Origin of the sequence: Microcoleus sp. BR0-C5 (assembly GCF_036705045.1) — a bacterium.
Lineage (GTDB): Bacteria > Cyanobacteriota > Cyanobacteriia > Cyanobacteriales > Microcoleaceae > Microcoleus.
Genome location: NZ_JAUBTR010000024.1, coordinates 25387 through 43379, shown reverse-complemented (window position 1 = coordinate 43379; position 17993 = coordinate 25387). Strand labels below are relative to the sequence as shown.

The 17993-nt window shown below is 44.6% G+C and carries 15 protein-coding genes and 1 tRNA gene; 13 read left to right on the top strand and 3 right to left on the bottom strand.

Translation table 11 applies throughout. From position 1 onward, the window contains the following. Window positions 1–174 precede the first annotated feature (174 nt). From QUB08_RS13805 to QUB08_RS13785, 5 genes are all read left to right on the top strand, one after another. On the top strand, window positions 175–780 hold the full coding sequence (locus QUB08_RS13805) for a DUF1517 domain-containing protein (RefSeq protein ID WP_333225233.1): 606 nt from the start codon (window positions 175–177) through the stop codon (window positions 778–780). A 133-nt stretch (window positions 781–913) separates the two neighbouring features. Further along, window positions 914–1795, top strand: a complete 882-nt coding sequence (locus QUB08_RS13800) for a hypothetical protein (protein WP_333225232.1) — start codon at window positions 914–916, stop codon at window positions 1793–1795. Window positions 1796–1819: 24 nt separating this feature from the next. Further along, window positions 1820–1900 (top strand): DUF3370 family protein, encoded by an 81-nt coding sequence (locus QUB08_RS13795; protein WP_333225284.1) that lies wholly within the window; start codon window positions 1820–1822, stop codon window positions 1898–1900. Between the two features lie 77 nt (window positions 1901–1977). After that, window positions 1978–2997: an S-layer homology domain-containing protein gene (locus tag QUB08_RS13790; protein ID WP_333225231.1), complete on the top strand. Its 1020-nt coding sequence runs from the start codon at window positions 1978–1980 to the stop codon at window positions 2995–2997. 314 nt (window positions 2998–3311) lie between these two features. Further along, complete coding sequence (locus QUB08_RS13785; protein WP_333225230.1) at window positions 3312–5084, top strand: ATP-binding protein; 1773 nt, start codon at window positions 3312–3314, stop codon at window positions 5082–5084. A 264-nt stretch (window positions 5085–5348) separates the two neighbouring features. Here QUB08_RS13785 and QUB08_RS13780 read toward each other — a convergent pair whose 3' ends face one another. Beyond that, window positions 5349–7037: a peptidoglycan-binding protein gene (locus QUB08_RS13780; RefSeq protein WP_333225229.1), complete on the bottom strand. Its 1689-nt coding sequence runs from the start codon at window positions 7035–7037 to the stop codon at window positions 5349–5351. A gap of 253 nt (window positions 7038–7290) precedes the next feature. On the opposite strand from QUB08_RS13780, the gene alr reads away from it, so the two are divergent. From alr to QUB08_RS13760, 4 genes are all read left to right on the top strand, one after another. Next, entirely contained in the window at window positions 7291–8493 is a 1203-nt protein-coding gene (gene alr / locus QUB08_RS13775; RefSeq protein ID WP_333225228.1) for an alanine racemase, read from the top strand. A gap of 310 nt (window positions 8494–8803) precedes the next feature. After that, window positions 8804–9652, top strand: coding sequence for a mechanosensitive ion channel family protein (locus QUB08_RS13770; protein ID WP_333225227.1), 849 nt, complete (start codon window positions 8804–8806; stop codon window positions 9650–9652). A gap of 47 nt (window positions 9653–9699) precedes the next feature. Then, window positions 9700–10827, top strand: a complete 1128-nt coding sequence (locus QUB08_RS13765; protein ID WP_333225226.1) for a patatin-like phospholipase family protein — start codon at window positions 9700–9702, stop codon at window positions 10825–10827. Between the two features lie 109 nt (window positions 10828–10936). Further along, window positions 10937–11025 (top strand) — tRNA-Ser (locus tag QUB08_RS13760). 154 nt (window positions 11026–11179) lie between these two features. On the opposite strand, the gene QUB08_RS13755 is transcribed toward QUB08_RS13760, so the two are convergent. Further along, window positions 11180–12118 carry a serine hydrolase gene (locus tag QUB08_RS13755; RefSeq protein ID WP_333225225.1) on the bottom strand — a complete coding sequence of 313 codons (939 nt, stop codon included), beginning with the start codon at window positions 12116–12118 and terminating at the stop codon, window positions 11180–11182. 108 nt (window positions 12119–12226) lie between these two features. On the opposite strand from QUB08_RS13755, the gene QUB08_RS13750 reads away from it, so the two are divergent. Both QUB08_RS13750 and QUB08_RS13745 read left to right on the top strand, forming a co-directional pair. Further along, entirely contained in the window at window positions 12227–13090 is an 864-nt protein-coding gene (locus tag QUB08_RS13750; protein WP_333225224.1) for a C40 family peptidase, read from the top strand. Between the two features lie 38 nt (window positions 13091–13128). After that, window positions 13129–14133 carry a glycosyltransferase family 2 protein gene (locus QUB08_RS13745; protein WP_333225223.1) on the top strand — a complete coding sequence of 335 codons (1005 nt, stop codon included), beginning with the start codon at window positions 13129–13131 and terminating at the stop codon, window positions 14131–14133. A gap of 310 nt (window positions 14134–14443) precedes the next feature. Here the strand turns inward: QUB08_RS13745 and QUB08_RS13740 are convergent, their stop codons facing one another. Beyond that, entirely contained in the window at window positions 14444–15613 is a 1170-nt protein-coding gene (locus QUB08_RS13740) for an IscS subfamily cysteine desulfurase (RefSeq protein ID WP_333225222.1), read from the bottom strand. Window positions 15614–15709: 96 nt separating this feature from the next. On the opposite strand from QUB08_RS13740, the gene QUB08_RS13735 reads away from it, so the two are divergent. Together QUB08_RS13735 and QUB08_RS13730 are read left to right on the top strand one after the other, a co-directional pair. Next, complete coding sequence (locus QUB08_RS13735) at window positions 15710–16378, top strand: hypothetical protein (RefSeq protein ID WP_333225221.1); 669 nt, start codon at window positions 15710–15712, stop codon at window positions 16376–16378. A gap of 215 nt (window positions 16379–16593) precedes the next feature. Next, a complete protein-coding gene (locus QUB08_RS13730; protein ID WP_333225220.1) occupies window positions 16594–17916 on the top strand; it encodes a four-carbon acid sugar kinase family protein in 1323 nt (440 codons plus the stop codon). Window positions 17917–17993: the final 77 nt, after the last annotated feature.

Below are 17993 nucleotides of genomic sequence, written 5' to 3'. Positions count from 1 at the left end.
GTATTTGAACTGTATTTGATCCGATTGAAAACTGCTATAAAATTAGATGAGTCAAAGCGATAGAGTAGGCGGCCGGGGCGATCGCTAAAAATACTCTTCAGATCAATCCGAGGGTAGACGGCAAGAGTTCAAATCCCCTGCTATCGTGGAAAATATAGCCCTACAGATGTTATTATGAATGCTTGGCGCGATCGATTCAATCAATTTACAGGTCAAACTAGATTGGCAGTTTGCCGGGTGTTCGTTCACCTAACAGGCGAAGATGTTGCACCGCTGTTAGGAGTTCTCAACCGCACCGCCAGACAAGCAATTGATGCCGATGGCGACATAGCAGTTTTAGGAGAAGGTCTTGTAGAAATTTGCAATCACCTGTTGCAGTACGACAACTACTGGCAAGCAGCCGCCAATGAAGGCGATGTTTTTTGGAATGAAGGCGAAGCGGGCGATTATGTGGATGAACTTTTCACTGATTCAGCCGATCGCTATCTCAGCGAGCCTCAATACAGTACATCTGTTTATGATAAAAAATCCCCCTTGTCTTTGCCGGTAACTAGAAATATCGTAGTGATGCTGACAGTTGCGTATGAAGGCGAAGTTCCTGCTCTAGAAACTGACCTCGCTGACATCAGCGCGCTGAAAGTCGGTTTAAAAGCCCTGATTAATTTACATTACCAAGAAAGGCTCCGAGCTGTGCAAGTTCACTTTTCTCCCGCACAGTTGGGTGACGAACTTACCAACGACCAAGTGTTGGTCAATTTCCCCGAACTTATTCCCCTTTAAGGAAGGAGTAATTAGTTATTAGTTATTAGTTATTAGTTATTTGCGGTGCCCAGAGCGGAGTCGAAGGGTTATTTGCTACCAATGCGCGATGCCCGATGCCCGATGCCCAATTCCCAATTCCCAATTACTATTTATGATGCTGCGAAAACTGACAATTTATTTAATGGCTTTAACTTTTTTGTGGACGGCAACGGGCTGCGGTTCTCCTCGCACACAAACTTCTACCAATCCTGCTGGCAATCCAAATATTAACACAGTGCGTCCTGCACCAAATAATAACTTGAGTCAAGGTCAATATCCTGTACAGCAAGCTACCTACGACGATGCTGATGGCGAATACAGTTTGATGTTGCTGAATACTCCCCCCGGCAGTCCCCCAGTTTACCGCACTAGGGATTTGCAAATGGCTCGCTTAACAAATGAAGAAATATCGGCAGGCAAGAAAAGTTATCTAAATGTGGATAACAATCAAGCGGTTTTGCATTTGACAGAAGATTTTAAAATTGAGTACGTTCACAACGTTACCGAAACAGTTCCTAATCCTCAAACAGGTCAGCCACAAACCGTAGTAGTGCGGCAGCAATCTGGCTTCTGGGCACCGTTTGCTGGGGCTATAGCCGGTCAGGCGATCGGCAGTTTGTTATTTAGACCACGATATTATATGCCGCCAGTCTATCAGCCGGGGATTATGACAGGATATGGCGGGTATGGTAATACTTACAACCAAGCTGTTCAGCAGTATCAAACTCGCTACCGAACTCCGCCTCCGGCTGTGAGAAACCGTCAAGTTTTAAGGACAACCGGCCGCTTGCGATCGCCCACATATAACCAGCCAGTAAGACCCTCAGTACGTCCCAATGGCAATCGATCGACCGGTTCGGGTTACGGTGGCAGCACTTTGAGGCGATCGCCACAGCCACGTCAAAATCAAAACAAGCGGCAGCCAAGTTTTGGTAGTGGCAGGAATTCTCGTCAACCGAGTCGGAATCGCTCTTTCGGGAGTAGAAGGCGCTGAGTAGAAGATTGCAAAAATCAGCAACTGACATCGCTAAAAGTTGATTTTATCTATCCTCCCGATTCCACGCCGCCGCAGGTATTGAGAGTGAGAACTTTGGAATAATTGATTTAGCCTTCTCTGTTTCCCCCAGACCCAAAAAATATGTGATTTAATTTCTACAGTGATATGTAGGTGACAATATGTCTTCTTCACAACCCCCGTCAGGGGAAAGAAATCCTCTAGGATTGGATGAATTGATTGCTATCTTGGTTGCCTTCGGCACGATGGGAGCAATTTTATTTTGGGTAACAGGTAAAAATCCCGATCGATTGAATGCCAGAAATTGGCAATTTCCAGCCGTTTTCTCTCAGCCTGCTGTTACGCCCGCGAGTCCGGGAATATTAACGCCCGAATCGCCAAGTTCGGATTTGCGATCGCCCGCTACAACCCCCGTTCCGTCAAAACCGGATGTCGCACCTGTGGCACCTTTAGGGCCGATTTTACAGCAAACTCCTCCGGTGGGTGTAATCGTTGTTCCTCCCCAGCCAATTGCGCGATCGACTCCCGATCCAGCAATTACCAAACCGAAAGCCGATAAACCAAAAGCCGATAAACCCAAAGTTGGGCCCGTTAGATTCTCCGATGTTCCAGACAAATATTGGGCGCGTCCGTTCATTGTCGCTTTAGTCGATCGGAAAATCTTTACTGATTTCACTGACAGCAAATTTCGTCCCGACGAACCGATGACGCGAGCCGAACTAGCGCGCTTGATTCAGCGAATGTCCGACGACAAAAAGCCGATCCGAAAACCAATTGATTTTAAAGACGTAAAAGACAAAAGTCCTGTCGCTCCGGCGATCGACCACACCGTCAAAACTGGATATCTTAAAGGATACCCAAACAATGAGTTCCGTCCCGACAAAAATATTCCCCGCGTGGAAGTCATCGCAGCATTGGCGAGCGGTTTGAGGCTGAAACCATCAACAAAAGCAAGCAAAACTTTACAACTTTATACAGACAGGACAAAAGTGCCGAAATGGGCAGTTAACAAAGTAGCAGCAGCCACGGAAGCTGGCATTGTTGTCAACCACCCGAAGCGCGCACTTTTGCAGCCTAATAGAACAGCAACTCGCGCTGAAGTAGCAGCTATGATTTACCAAGCTATGGCCAAAAAAGGTCAAGTGCCTGCTAAGTCTTCTGAGTATGTTGTGCGACAGTAAAACGTAGCAGTCATGTTGAGTGAAGCGAAGCATCTCACATTTTAAACGTAGTTGTCATGCTGAGTGAAGCGAAGCATCTCAGAGATACTTCGCTAACCGAAAGGCCGCCAGGGAATTAATTCCCTGGCTAATATATAAAGTCCTCTGAAGAGGACTAACTAGCTATTCAGTCGTTTTCAAATCACGGGAAAAATATGTTTATTTTGCTCTTTAAAATGTAGGATAATTTTATTATAAAAAAATCTGTAAACAGTGAACCTTTCAGATTGCACATCAATATCCATTAGCTATCCTTTTGAGGCACTTCAAACTACATGAATATAAGAATTTCTACGGTTGTAATTGACAACTTTCGCGGTATCCCTGGCAAACTAACAATAGATTTTGAATCTGGCTCAAACAACCAACCCAAATCACTGATTCTGTTTGGTGATAATGGCACAGGAAAGTCTAGTGTTGTTGATGCTATTCAGTTTGCCATTCAAGGAGAAATAGGTAAAGAAAGAAAACTAACATCTCTAATATCGCTTTCTAGCCAATATTTACCACTTGTGCAAATTACTCTATCAGACGGTCGCATAATTTGCAGAAGTCTTGTATCATCTGTAGACGAAAAGAGCAGAAGTCTTGTATCATCTGTAGACGAAAAGATTAAAATATCTAACAGTAATAGAGACAAAGATTTCTATGTTGCTCCCTTTGTTTTACGTCGATCTGATATTTTAAATTTTTTAAACACGCCTGACGAAAAACGCCAAATTGTATTTTTTGATTATAGATTTACAAAAGACAATATTCAAGATGAAATTCAAAAAAACAGTGGAACATTTGGAGAAGAGAAGCGTGAGCTTCAAGAGCAAAGCCTAGCAAAGAAAAACAAAAGACGAAAATTAGTAGAAAAACTTGCAAAAAAAATAGGATTAATTGTAGAAGACATACCTTTAGAACAAAAAGACTTTAGTGATTTTGTTCGCGCTCAGATTCATGCTGGTTTGACAGCAAAGGAGCGTATCAACCTTAAAAAAGGTGATACTGGCTATGCCGATCCAATAGTTCATAATTTGGTTAAAGAAATACGAGAAGTTACTCAGCAGATAAAAAACATTCAACAAGAAAAAAAGAAAATTCAACAATATGAAGCTAAATTTGCGAGAGAGTCGATTGTTAAAGAGGTAATATCAAAAGCTGAGAGCAGAATTACAGAGTCATTCCAAGCCATATCAAGATGTGATTTCCTAGATAAGATTGAGTTGTTATGTGGAGATATATCAGCTACTTCCCTTTCTATTAACGTTCATTTAAAAAATGGGAGGTGCTGTTCTCCTCATCATATTTTTAGTGAGGCAAATTTAGATCTTTTAGTTCTCCTTGTTTTTCTTTCGCTTGCTAAAGAAGCAGCAGAAAAGACACAAGCGAAATTTTTAATTTTAGATGATGTTTTACAGAGCGTTGATTCTACTATAAGAGTTTCAATTGTTGATTACCTTCTCAAAGAGTTTTCAGATTGGCAATTAATATTTACAGTACATGATAGACTGTGGAGAAGCCAATTATGTGATTTGTTTCGTCGTAATAATCATGAGTTTATAGAAAGTGAGATTGTCAGATGGAATTTTGATAACGGCCCCACTGTATTTAATACATCTAAAGACATTGATTACTTCTTGCTGGAAGCTATTGAAGCGGGTCAAGTTGTTAATATTTGCTCGCAAGCAGGATTATTACTTGAGGAAGTATGTGATAAATTAAGTTCGATTTTACCTACTTCTATTATTCGTAAAAAAGGAGATAAATATACTTTAGGAGATCTTTGGCCTGGTATATACAAAACCCTTAAAAAAACAAATATGAAGGTTGTAGTGGATGAAGTTGACAAATGGCTACATCTTAGAAATCTTGTAGGCGCTCATTATAATGAGTGGGCTAGATCGCTTTCTTTGCAAGAGGCTCAATTATTTGCCGAAGCCGTGCTTCACATTTTCTGGGAGGTACGATGTAACAAGTGTTTTAGATGGATTGAACCTTTAGGTAGTCAAGGTAAGCACTGGGCCTGTCGTTGTAAGAAGTTAAATGTGTCAAAAGAGTAGATAGGCGTACAATTCGCAATTTCAATATGAGTTGGGATGGTTGGGATTGACTCTGTTATATTGGTTTCGGATGCCCGGCCGAATATTATCATAACTACCCAACGCAGTCAGTGTGATCGTCCTCGATCGCGATCCACATCGCGAGTAGCGCATGGGTAGGGTGCATCAGATCGTAAAAACCTGTTGAAATCGAAATAATCAATTTCTGACGCACCCTACTTTCGCTCAGGATGACATAATTTCGTTACACTGCGTAAATCCCAATTAATCTTGAAACACCATAATGCTGCCCGAATAGCAAGCTACCCAAACCTGATTAGTTTCCGGATCGTAAGTAATCCCGATCGGGCTAGAATTAACCTTCACTGTTTGCAGCACTTTCATATCGCTCGTCCTAACTTTGCTAACAGTATTCGAGAAATAATTGACCACATAAAGCAGTTTTCCCTGAGCGGAAATCGTCATGCTGCGAGGTGCTTTTCCCGTCCTAACTTTGTCCACCACTTTACCAGTTTTTAGGTCAATCTTTGCCACATTTCCTTCACCGTTTAAAGTTGCATAAAGATACTTTCCGTTGGGATCTATCGTCAAATGACGCGGCGCATTGCCAATATTCCTCAGCCATTCTACCGAAAAGTCGATGAGATTCACTTTTGCGATATCGGAAGAACCCATGATGGCAACATAGGCATTTTTTGAGTCGGGAGTGACAACAATACCGCGAGGATATGCACCCAGTTTCACGCGCTCGATTTCGATATTTTTATTGATATCAACTACGCTCAAATCCCAACTGCACCAATTGCTAGCAAGCGCGAAGCGATTGTCAGGCGAAACAGCATTGAATTTCGGAACTGCACCGACAGGAATTACCTTTTCTATGTTCAAAGTTTGGGTATTGATGCGGTACAGAAAACTTTGGTCGTGTTTGGCCGCTGGAGAACACCTGTCGGTTCCCGGATTCCTAAACCCCGAACCGTACATTTTGTAGTTGGAGACGTAGGCATATTTGCCATCGGTTGAAAAAGCCGCTTCTACGGGAGAGCCTTTATAATTGCCTTTGAATTTAGAAAAGCCGAACTTCGACAAGTTTACTGTATCGGGAATAGTCTTGACTAATTTAAAGTTCCTGTCATAAACTGTGATTGTGTGGCGGTACATCATGTTTTGAGCAAAAAACAAGCCATCTCCCGAATAAACTATTGATTTGGGCGAGATGTTGCCGTAAATTGTTTTTTTCAAGGTCATTTTTCCTTGAGTGTTGTCGGGAGGATTTACTAGCCTTTGGGGTTGTGATCCACTTTCTTTCTCCTCGGAATTTTCAGTTTTAAAAGGTGGCAGAGATGGTTCTTGAAATAGAGGTTCTTGGGGCTGAGTTTTAGTTTGATCTTCTAGTTCGTTTGTGTTATCTGTGGCGGTAGGAGATGGCGAAGATCGATCGACATTTGGCGCGATTTTTTCCGCAGCTTCCATACTCTCCTCTTCCGGCTTACCTTTCAGCGCTGACAAGGTTTTAGGGCCAACAATTCCGTCAACTTTCAGGTTGTTCTCTGCTTGAAACTTTTTCACAGCAGCCTGGGTGAGAGAACCGTAAAATCCTGTAGCCTTACCGCGAAAATAGCCTGCGTTTTGTAGAGTTTTCTGAAGTTGGGCTACTTGGGGGCCTGAATCACCTTTTTTGATGGCGAGTGCGGGATTGACTAAATTTAAAATTGTGAGAGCGATCGTAAAGAAAAGTAAAGGAGCAGAGGCTAACTTTAGGTGCATTTTTGAGTTAGTTCTTTGAAGCAGACATCTTGTACCATTTTCATGAACAGGCAAGATGCCTGTTCCACAAGAGTTTAAGTTGTTGTTTGTGGGGAGTAGGGGTTGGGCATCTTGCCCGCCCTTGAAAGCCTGATTTGTAGCCGTTTCCCAAGTTTTAGCTAAATGTAGGTAGGCTAGTCCGTCCATAGTTTTTACCGGGTATTTTTGGTGCTATGATACACCAGTTAATACCATTTTAGATTTTAGATTTTAGATTTTAGATTTTAGATGGGGAATGACTTATGGAATATGGGTTTGCAGCTTGCCGACCGTTGCATTCTTTTTTCAAACTTGTATAACATTGATTAAAGGAAAAATCTTATAATCAAACTTAGGGTAAAATATCCTAGCAGTTTTGAGAGCAGTTTTTAATGGTGCAAGCAAGTAGGAGCGATCGACAATGTGGAGTGGGGAACAAACAACCGCAGAATCAACGACAAAAGAATCCCGCCAGACTTTGCTGTGGGAAGGTGACGGGGGACTATGCCAGCGGGCTTGGGTAGAAATCGATTTAGCAGCTTTAACTCACAATGTAAAACAGCTTAAAAAGCTCTTATCTCCCCACACGGAACTGATGGCAGTTGTGAAAGCCGATGCTTACGGGCATGGTGCTGTTGCAGTCAGTCACACAGCATTGCAAGCAGGTGCTAGTTGGCTGGGAGTGGCGACAATTCCCGAAGGAATAGAATTGCGAGAAGCTGGGATAGAAGCGCCGATTTTGCTGTTGGGGGCAACCCATACAGCCCAACAGGTAAAGGCGATCGCCCATTGGCACTTGCAACCGACTATTTGTACTGCCAAACAAGCCCTAATTTTTTCGGAAGTTCTCGCTGGTCTTAACCAATCTTTGCCAGTTCACGCTAAGTTGGATACGGGAATGTCTCGCTTGGGTACGCCCTGGCAGGAAGCAACAGAATTTGTGCAATTAGTCAAGCGGTTGCCAAATTTAAAATTAGCCAGTATTTACTCTCACTTGGCGACTGCAGACAGTCCCGACCCCACAGTTATGAGAGAGCAGCACCAGCGGTTTCAACAGGCTATCGAGCAAATTAAAATAGCAGGAATTAACCCCCCTCGCCTCCACTTAGCAAACTCTGCTGCCGCCCTCGCTGACCCGGATTTGCACTACGATTTAGTGCGAGTCGGTTTAGCTACCTATGGTCTTTATCCAGCTCCTCACTTGCAGTCGAGATCCAATTTGAAGCCCGCAATGCAGGTAAAAGCTAGAGTAACCCAGGTGAAAACAATTGAAGCAGGAACCGGGGTAAGTTACGGCTATCAATTTATAGCTCAGCGGCAGACACAGATTGCCGTAATTGGTATCGGCTATGCAGATGGTATTCCGCGCAATCTTTCTAATAAAATGCAGGTTTTAGTCAGGGGTCAGTTCGTGCGGCAAGTGGGCGCGGTGACGATGGATCAATTAATGCTGGATGTAACTGATATTCCCGATTTAGAAGTCGGCGAAGTGGTGACGCTGTTGGGCAAAGATGGGGAATATCACATTAGTGCTGACGATTGGGCCTCGACTTTAGGAACTATTTCGTGGGAAATTCTCTGCGGTTTTAAACACCGATTGCCCCGCGTAGCAGTACACTATTAACAATAGTCCGGCAGGGGTTTAAACCCCTGCCTCATAGCTAAAGTCGGTTTAAACCGACTCAAGAGTTTGAAGGATAAAATTATCGACTTTACGAATGAAAAATAAATAAGGTGACTAATAGAGCAATAGTTTACCTTGGCTCAAGGCTTCAGGGGTTTAATTGTGCAAGTTATTGATTTTTCATTCCTTAGTCCTATTTTAGAGGACTTCCGCTATGAGACAGGGGTTTTCAACCCCTGTCGGACTCTCGTAATAAACGATAAAAATGAGACTGCAATTCTCAATTTTCCATTCCCAATTCCCAATTAACATGACAGTTATTCAGACGTTTTTACCAATAGCCCAAACATTCTATTCTCAGCTAAATGCAGAAAGAACACAAGCCTTGGAAGTAGCCCAAGAATTCTCGAAAAAATTCGTAGAATTGGGGTTTAAAATTGTACCTCAACTGCTGTGGGCGATCGGCATTTTGTTAATTACGCGATTTGCGATCGGCTTTGCGGGCCGCGTGACTCGCCGTGCACTGAGTCGCACCGAAGCCACGCTGCGGAAATTTTTAGTTCAAGCTGCTGAAATTACGATTTTGGTAGTGGGAGTAGTCGCCGCTTTGAGTCAGTTGGGAATTCAAACTACCAGTGTGGTTGCGGTGGTGGGCGCAGCGGGTTTGGCGATCGGTTTGGCGTGGCAAAATACTTTGTCGCACTTTGCTGCTGGGGTAATGTTGATTAGTTTGCGGCCCTTTGAAGTCGGGGATGGGATTGAAGCTGGCGATGTTAAGGGAGTGGTGGACAGCATCGGGATTTTTTCAACAACGGTGGTGACAGACGATCGCATAAAAATTATTGTCCCGAACAATCAGTTGTTTAACGGTACACTGAAAAATACAACGGCAATGGGAACGAGGCGAGTAGACTTGAAGATTGATATTGGCGATCGGCCCATTCGTCCAACTGTAGCTGAGTTATTAGAAATTGCCCACTCTCACCCCCTGGTGTTGGAGAATCCGCCCCCGACTTGTTTGGTAGCTGAGATTACTCCCGATACAACTATTTTATCTCTCCGACCTTGGTGCGCGTCGGTGGCCTACGAACAAGTGCGATCGCAAGTTCAACAATACGTCAAAGAGGCAATGGATGCCGACAAAAATCAAGAACAATAGATATAAATCTCAAATCTAAAACCCAAAATTGATCCGAGGTATTTCCCATGAGCAAGTGGTATCCGCAGCAAATTTTGCAAGAACCCGGTGTCAGAATCACCGCAACGGAGAAACAAACAATTCTCAGCAAATTTCCGCCTCCCGACGAAAACGGTCAAATCTATGGCGACGGAGTTTTTGAAGGCGGCGGCGTGCGCGGAGTTGCGTTTTTAGGAGCACTCAGATGCTGTAGCGATTTAGGCATCCGCTGGCGAAAATTGGCCGGCACTTCGGCAGGTGCAATTACTGCAGCAGTATTGGCAACCGACTTGTCAATTGATGATTTAGAGGAAATTTTAGGACAGCTCGATTACAGCATATTTTTAACTAAAAAAAACAGTCCTCTAATTTTAAACGGCGACCCCGCAGACGACTTGCAATCTCCTGCTTGGACGCTGCTTTTCCTAACAGTTAGCCGTCAGATGGGAGAATATTCGGCGCAACCGTTCCGGCAGTGGCTGGAAACAATGCTGGGTCGAGGTAACTTGCACACTTTTGCCGATGTCAAACAAATTGTAAAAGAGCGGGAATTAAAAGTAGTAGTATCCAACCTCAGTCGCGGTGAAATGTTGGTGCTGCCCGACGACTTACACCGACGTGAATCGACGGATTCCGATCCTTTGTACGAGCAGTTGCGACTCCAAAGTGCTGAAGATTTTAGCGTGGCTGAAGCCGTTCGGTTGTCGATGAGTATTCCCCTATTTTTTGAACCTGGAAAACTCGGCGATGACTTAATTGTAGATGGCGGAATTTTGAGCAATTTCCCCCTGTGGATTTATGACAAACAATCCGTCGGTGCGACTCCTGCTATGCCGCGCTGGTTTACCTTTGGGTTTCGATTAGTCGATACCGGAATTGAGACTAAAGTTAAGATTGATACTCCGCTGTCGATGCTGGCGGCGATGTTCCGAACGATGATGAAAGCAAGAGACCGCTATCACCAGCGGGAAATGGATAAAGGCAGGGTGATTAATATTGATGTGACTGAAGCTGGGGTGACGACGACGGACTTTAATCTTGATGGCGATCGCAAGGCTCACCTGTACCGCTTGGGGTATTTGTATACTAAGAGGTTCTTTTTGAGTTCCAATTTTAGTTGGGAAAAGCACTTGAAGGCGAGGGGCTTTGGGGAATAGGCTGGAGGTTGAGGTCGCGAAAAGTATACAGAGTAAGGGATTGAGGAATTTTTAAATTAGGGGTTGGCAAAAATAAGATGTGTGTGCTATAGTTAGTTACTGTCATCTTGGAGAGGTGGCTGAGTGGTCGAAAGCGGCAGATTGCTAATCTGTTAAGGGTGTTAACATCCTTCGAGGGTTCAAATCCCTCCCTCTCCGTTTTAGAGCTTCTAGGAAAAAATTCCTTTTAATCAAATTTTGGGACGGGCTAGAAGCCCATCCAACAAAATTTTATTGTGGGATGGGCTTCTAGCCCGTCCCAATTATTTTTGCAGTTCAAGTCTAGTCTAGCCGCAATAATCAACTACTAAATCTAATTCAATGTCTTCATCGCTTCGACAAATTGCCGCGAGATAAATGGCAAAATTTCTTCATTCTTGCTATTCTCTTTCCCCTCGGTAAATACAACTAACAAATACGGCCGCAAACCCGATATTTCAATATAAGCAGCATCGTGACGCACTTGACTTGTCAGTCCCGCTTTTGACCACAATTTTGCTGATTCTGGCAATCCGCCACCTAAAAAACCCGTTACTTGATTTTCGGGATCTGCCTCTAATTCTGCTGGGTCTAAACTGCGTTTCATTAAACCCATCATTTCTTGTGATGCTTGGGCAGAAACAGCTACGCCGCCGATTATAGTGTGCAGCAAACGCGCCGCTGCATTTGTGGTCAGCATATTTCTATTTTCCATTAATTCTCCCAGAACTGCTCGCTCGCGACCGTAGGGGCCGTCACACCAGGTTTTCTGATTGACGTTAATATTTTCTAATTCTGGCCAATCCAATGATTGAAAGTAACGGTTGACGATGTTTCGCTGCTGTTTCCAAGTTTCAAAGGGGCCTGGTGATAATTCTGGGCCGCTGGTGGTGCCGGTGAGGGCGTCTACTACTAAACCGGTGGCGTCGTTGCTGGAATCAACTATCATATCTCGGACGGCGCGTTCTAATTCTGGCGATGTTTGAATCATGCCTTTTTGCGCCCATTCCCAGATGGCAACGAGGTAGAATAATTTGACGATGCTGGCTGGATAAATTCGTTCGGAAGCCCTGGCGCTAAAACCTCGCGGTTGATATTTCCAAAATTCTTCTGGACTGAGGGCGCCGCCTGTATTGACTCGCACCGGCGGATCGTAGACTATCCACGTAATGGCGATACGATCGCCACTTAATCCTGTAAATTCTGACAATGCGGAGTTTATAATGCTACTGCCGAGGGTTTCTAATTGTTCGTCTTTGTGAAAAAATGTCATGGTTAATGGCTGACGCTTAACGGTTAACGGCTAGCAGCTAATGGCAATCTATCGTTAAATGCGAACAATAAATGCGAACAATTAACAGCAAACAATGAGCAATTAGCAATGGCCAATTATCAATTATCTGATGTTGTGGAGTACCGGGCGCGATCGCACATAAATATTTACGATTCCCCAAAGTGCGATCGATTGGCAACTCAAGCAGCGCTGGGGCGACATTTGCGCGTTGTTGACCCCCCCCAGCCCCCCCTTATCAAGGGGGGGAGAAATGCCATAGACTCGGTTGTTGAGGGGGATACAACGGCTGTGATGGTGCGACTGTGCGAAGACGATTATCCGGGATGGCTGGATATTCGAGATGTTGAGTTGCTCGATGTGGCAGAAACATTATATCATCCTCTGGTGCTTTCTGAGGCAGAAGTTAGGGAAAAATTGCCACTTGCAATTACTTTTGCTCGTGAGGCTATGAACCAATCCAATTATTATCTTTGGGGCGGTACAGTTGGACCAAATTATGATTGTTCGGGATTGATGCAAGCGGCTTTTGTGGCCGCCGGCATCTGGTTGCCTAGGGATGCTTATCAGCAGGAAGCTTTTACTAAACCTATTAGTATCAGTGCTTTAGATACATCTTGCACCCTTCTTAGCAACGGGCAAGATGCCCGTTCCACAACACATCAAGTTTCTTGTGGGGTGGGCATCTTGCCCGCCCATGAAAAACCTATTGACAATGGTGCAAGATGTCAGTTAGAACCGGGAAATTTAGTGTTTTTTGGTACGCCAGAAAAAGCAACTCATGTAGGATTGTATCTCGGAGATAATCGCTACATTCACAGTTCGGGGAAAGCACAAGGTCGCAACGGTATCGGTATCGATGTTTTGTCGGAGGATGGCGATCGAGTCAGTCAAGCTTATTACCAGCAATTGCGGGGATATGGTAAAGTCGTGGCAAGTTATCAACCTAGTTAGTTGTTAACGGTTGACTGTTGATATTATCGAATAAAAAAATGGACGCTGCATTATTTTTGGAAAAATTGGCGAGACAGCAAGCTGAGGCTGAGGTTGTTCTCGATGTTTCGGTGGTGGTGCCGGTGTATAATGAGGTGGAAAGTTTGCCTCATTTGATTGAGGCGATCGCCTCTTCTATCCAACCATCTGGCCTCAGCTATCAAATTATTTGTGTAGATGACGGTTCTAAGGACGGTTCGGGTGCACTTCTCCAGCAGTTAGCCAGCACTCGCGATGACCTTTGTGCTGTAATTTTGCGCCGCAATTACGGGCAAACTGCGGCCATGTCGGCAGGTTTCGATCGCGCTCGCGGTCGTGCTATTGTTACCCTAGACGGCGATTTGCAAAATGACCCGGCTGATATTCCGCTGTTGTTGGCCAAGTTAAATGACGGCTACGATTTAGTGAGTGGCTGGCGGAAAAATAGGCAGGACAATACTATCAGCCGCCTGATTCCTTCTAAAATTGCCAACTGGCTGATTGGTCGCGTTACAGGCGTGACTTTGCATGACTACGGCTGTTCTTTGAAAGCTTATAAATCCGAGTTGGTAGCAGACTTGAATCTCTACGGGGAATTGCACCGCTTTTTGCCTGCTTTGGCGTTTATTGAAGGGGCGAGAATTGCAGAAATGCCTGTGCGGCATCACGCCCGCCGTTTCGGTCAAAGTAAGTACGGGATTTGGCGGACTTTTCGGGTGTTGATGGATTTGTTAACTATTTCTTTTATGAAAAAGTTCCTGACTCGACCGATGCACGTTTTTGGACTTTTGGGACTGAGTTCTATGACGTTGGGAACGGTTTTAGGAATTTATTTGACAGTCTTAAAATTGGGTTTTGGTCAAATTATTGGAAATCGTCCTTTGCTGATTTTGGCGGTGGTTTTGCTGTTGACTGGCGTGCAGTTATTTTGTTTTGGCTTGCTGGCGGAAGTGATGATGCGGACTTATCACGAGTCCCAGGGAAAGCCGATTTATCGAGTGCGCGAGGTATTTGGTTCTAAGTAAGGGGTTGATAAGCTGTGTTGCATCTAGATTGCCTATGGTATTAGAGAGGGAGAGGGGGAGAAGAGGAGAGGGGGAGAGGATTTGACGATTTTTGAGCGGGACTCGAAATATACAATTTAAATGCACAACAGCTTACCAATTATACTCGGCGATTGAAATCGCTACTACACAAACAAAGTCCGCGCAACGCGAGACTGAAGAAATAGGAAAGTTTTAATACCAAATCAGGGTTTAAAACCTGCTTTATCTCTTAGTCCGCGGAGGCGGACTTCGTTTGTGTAGACGCGGTTTCAACCGCCGAATGATCTTTCTAACTCATCACTTTTTGAGCTTGTCGGAGAGATGTAATAGTTGCGATCGCGTGTTGGGAGACAGCATCTATTTCAGCAGCGGTATTGAACCTCCCAATGCCAAAGCGAATTGAAGCGTAGGCTAATTTGTCCGATCGCCCGATCGCTGCTAAAACATGAGATGGAGATATTTTCGCCGAAGTGCAAGCAGATCCCGAAGAAACTGCCGCCGCCGGTTGCAAACCCAACATCAACGCTTGACCGTCAACCCCGGCTACACTAATATTGAGATTCCCCGGCAATCTCTTAGTAGCGTGACCGTTGAGAAAAACATCGCCCAATTCACTCAATTTTTCCCACAAACGCTGCCGCAAATTAACCACTCGTTCTGTTTCCGACTCCATTTCCGCAATGGCTAATTCTACTGCTTTGGCAAACCCAACTATTTGCGGCGGGTAGAGAGTTCCAGATCGCATTCCCCTTTCGTGGCCTCCTCCGTGCATTTGTGGCGCTAGCTGCACTCTCGGTTTGTTGCGGCGCACGTAGAGAGCACCGATCCCTTTTGGCCCGTAGATTTTGTGGGCTGTCAAGGACATTAGATCGATATTCATCTCCTCTACGTCGAGGGGAATTTTGCCGATCGCCTGTGCCGCATCTGTGTGGAAAAGAATGTCATTTCCCCGACAAATTGCTGCAATTTCTGCGATCGGCTGAATGACGCCTATTTCGTTGTTAGCCGTCATCACTGAAACTAAAATTGTCTCGGCGCGAATCGCTTTGATCAAATCGCCTATATCAATCAGCCCGTCGCTTTTCACCGGTAAAACCGTGATGTCAAACCCCAATTTTTGCAAATAGGTACAGGGGTCGAGAATTGCATTGTGTTCGGTTTTTACTGTGATAATGTGCTTTCCTTTACTGAAATAAGCTTCGGCGATACCTTTGATCGCTAAGTTATTTGCTTCGGTTGCACCGCTGGTAAAAACAATTTCTTCGGGAGAAGCATTGATCGCTTCTGCTATGATTTGTCGTGACTGTTTTACCGCTGCTTCTGCTTCCCAGCCGTAGACGTGGCTGATGCTGGCTGCGTTGCCGAATTGTTCGGTGAAATACGGCAGCATCGCATCAAGTACCCGTGGATCTACGGGGGTTGTGGCGTGGTTGTCGAGGTATATAGGACGTGCGGACATAGTGCAGTTTTCGCTGAAAAAAGTGTTAGGTTTATTGTAGACGAGCCCCTTGTTCTACTACAAAACTTTATAATTAACATATATTTGTAAAGATTTATGCGAGCTGACATTCAGGGATTAGAAATTACTGTAGGTGAGCTCAAGCACCTCACAGGCGCCGGGCCCGATCGCGTATACCGGCCGCCGACAGCGACTAAGTTTGCCCGCGAAGCTTTGAAAACTGTCGGTTTAATTGTTTTGGTTCTAATCAGTTGTTGGCTGCTGGTTGCGATATTTCCTAGGGCGTATGTGTGGTGGTTCGTCCTTCACTTCGCTGCGATAGTTGGTTTAATCTTGGAGGATGCCTGGAAAATTTGGTGCAGTCGGCAAAACCAACATTTAATCAATCTTTTTGATGATGTCGATCGCTATAATGGTATAATCAAAGCGATTGAAATTAATGACAAGATAGAAGATGCTGGCAATGCGGAAGTCAAAATCGGCGATCGGGCAAAAGTCATTCAAGCCTTGCAGCTAATCAGAGACGATTTAGTTCGAGCTTTGAAAACCGAAAGAATTCTCAGGGAAAACAAAAAATTTGTCGCTACTAACTCCGAATTGTTTGCCAATAATTTGAGAACTTTGAATGCCCTGCAAATTAGCGATAAATCGAGCCAGCCGGGGCGATTGCTCAACGAAGCTTTGCAAGTAGCCGTGGGAGTTCAAGCAGAAATGAAAAAGTTGCAAGATCGAAACGCTGCTAATTTTAAAAATGGCAAAAGTTAGTAGCGTGCACTGCTGCGTGCGCCTCTTACCCAGTAGCAATATGCAGCTTACTGAACCGCAACAGGCAGGATGCCTGTTCCACTCGAACTCAAAGACATTTTTAAAATTATGAATTAGGAGAATTGTTGAAAAAATATCATAATTATTGTAAATTTTTACCTATTACGTAACAGGTAAGGATATCTTGGAAAGGTGACGTTAACAACCAGGTCAGTATGTCTTCTGCCAAACCCAAGATTATAGTTCTCGACGACGATCCGACAGGTTCTCAAACCGTGCACAGTTGCTTGCTGCTGACACGTTGGGACGAAGACACCCTGCGTTTGGGGCTGCGGGACAAGTGCCCGATTTTCTTCATACTGACAAATACTCGATCGCTAACTCCCGAAAAAGCAGCCTCCGTCACCCGCGAAGTGTGCCAAAATTTAAAAAAGGCGATCGCCAGCGAAAAAATCGAAGACTTCCTAATAGTTAGCCGTTCCGATTCTACCCTGCGCGGTCACTATCCCATCGAAACCGACGCGATCGCCGAAGAACTCGGCCCCTTCGACGCCCATTTTCTAATTCCCGCCTTTTTTGAAGGAGGCAGAATTACCCGCCACAGCGTGCACTACCTAATAGTTAACAGCGTCCCGACACCAGTACACGAAACCGAATTTGCCAAAGATTCAGTCTTCGGGTACAGTCACAGTTACCTGCCAGACTATGTAGAAGAAAAAACCAAAGGTCGCATCCCCGCTGATGCAGTCGATCGCATTTTACTCGGAGACATTCGCTACGGAAGTTTAGATCGACTGATGGATATGACAGACAACCAATGTGCGGTTGTTGACGGCCAAAGCCAAGGTGATTTAGACAAATTTGCCACACACATTCTCAATGCAGTCAGTCAAGGAAAAAAGTTTTTATTCCGCAGCGCGGCGAGTATTTTAACATCCTTAGCTGACCTCGGCCCGCAGCCAGTAGCAGCCGACGAAATGGCAAAATATGTGAGGGATGGCAAACCGGGTGCAGTAATAGTTGGTTCCCACGTTAAAAAAACTACTGAACAATTGGAGCGCTTGTTAAAAGAACCCAATATAGTTAGCATTGAGATAGATGTATCTCACTTGTTAGAAGATTCACCAGAGTATCGCACCCAAATGCTCGATGAAATTCTCGAAAAAGCCCGCACTTCTCATGCCGATGGTAAAACGCCTGTAATTTATACCAGCCGCAAGGAACTCGAATTTGACAATGCAGAAATTAGGTTAAAATTTGGAGAGGCGGTTTCTGCTTTATTGATGGATATCGTGCGGGGACTGCCTGCCGATATCGGGTTTTTGATTAGCAAGGGCGGTATTACTTCTAATGATGTTTTGAGTACAGGTTTGTCGCTGAAAAGTGTCAGGCAAATCGGTCAAATTATTGCCGGTTGTTCGGTGGTAAAAACCGAGGCAGAGCATCCTCTGTTTCCCAATTTACCTGTTGTTTTGTTTCCGGGAAATGTGGGGGATAGCCATGCTTTGGCTACGGTTTACAAGCGGCTGAGCAAGTAGTAGAGCTCGTTGAATCTGAGATGTTGCACCATTCTCAATTACTTGTTTAGGAACAGGCTTTTCGGCCTGTTCCACAA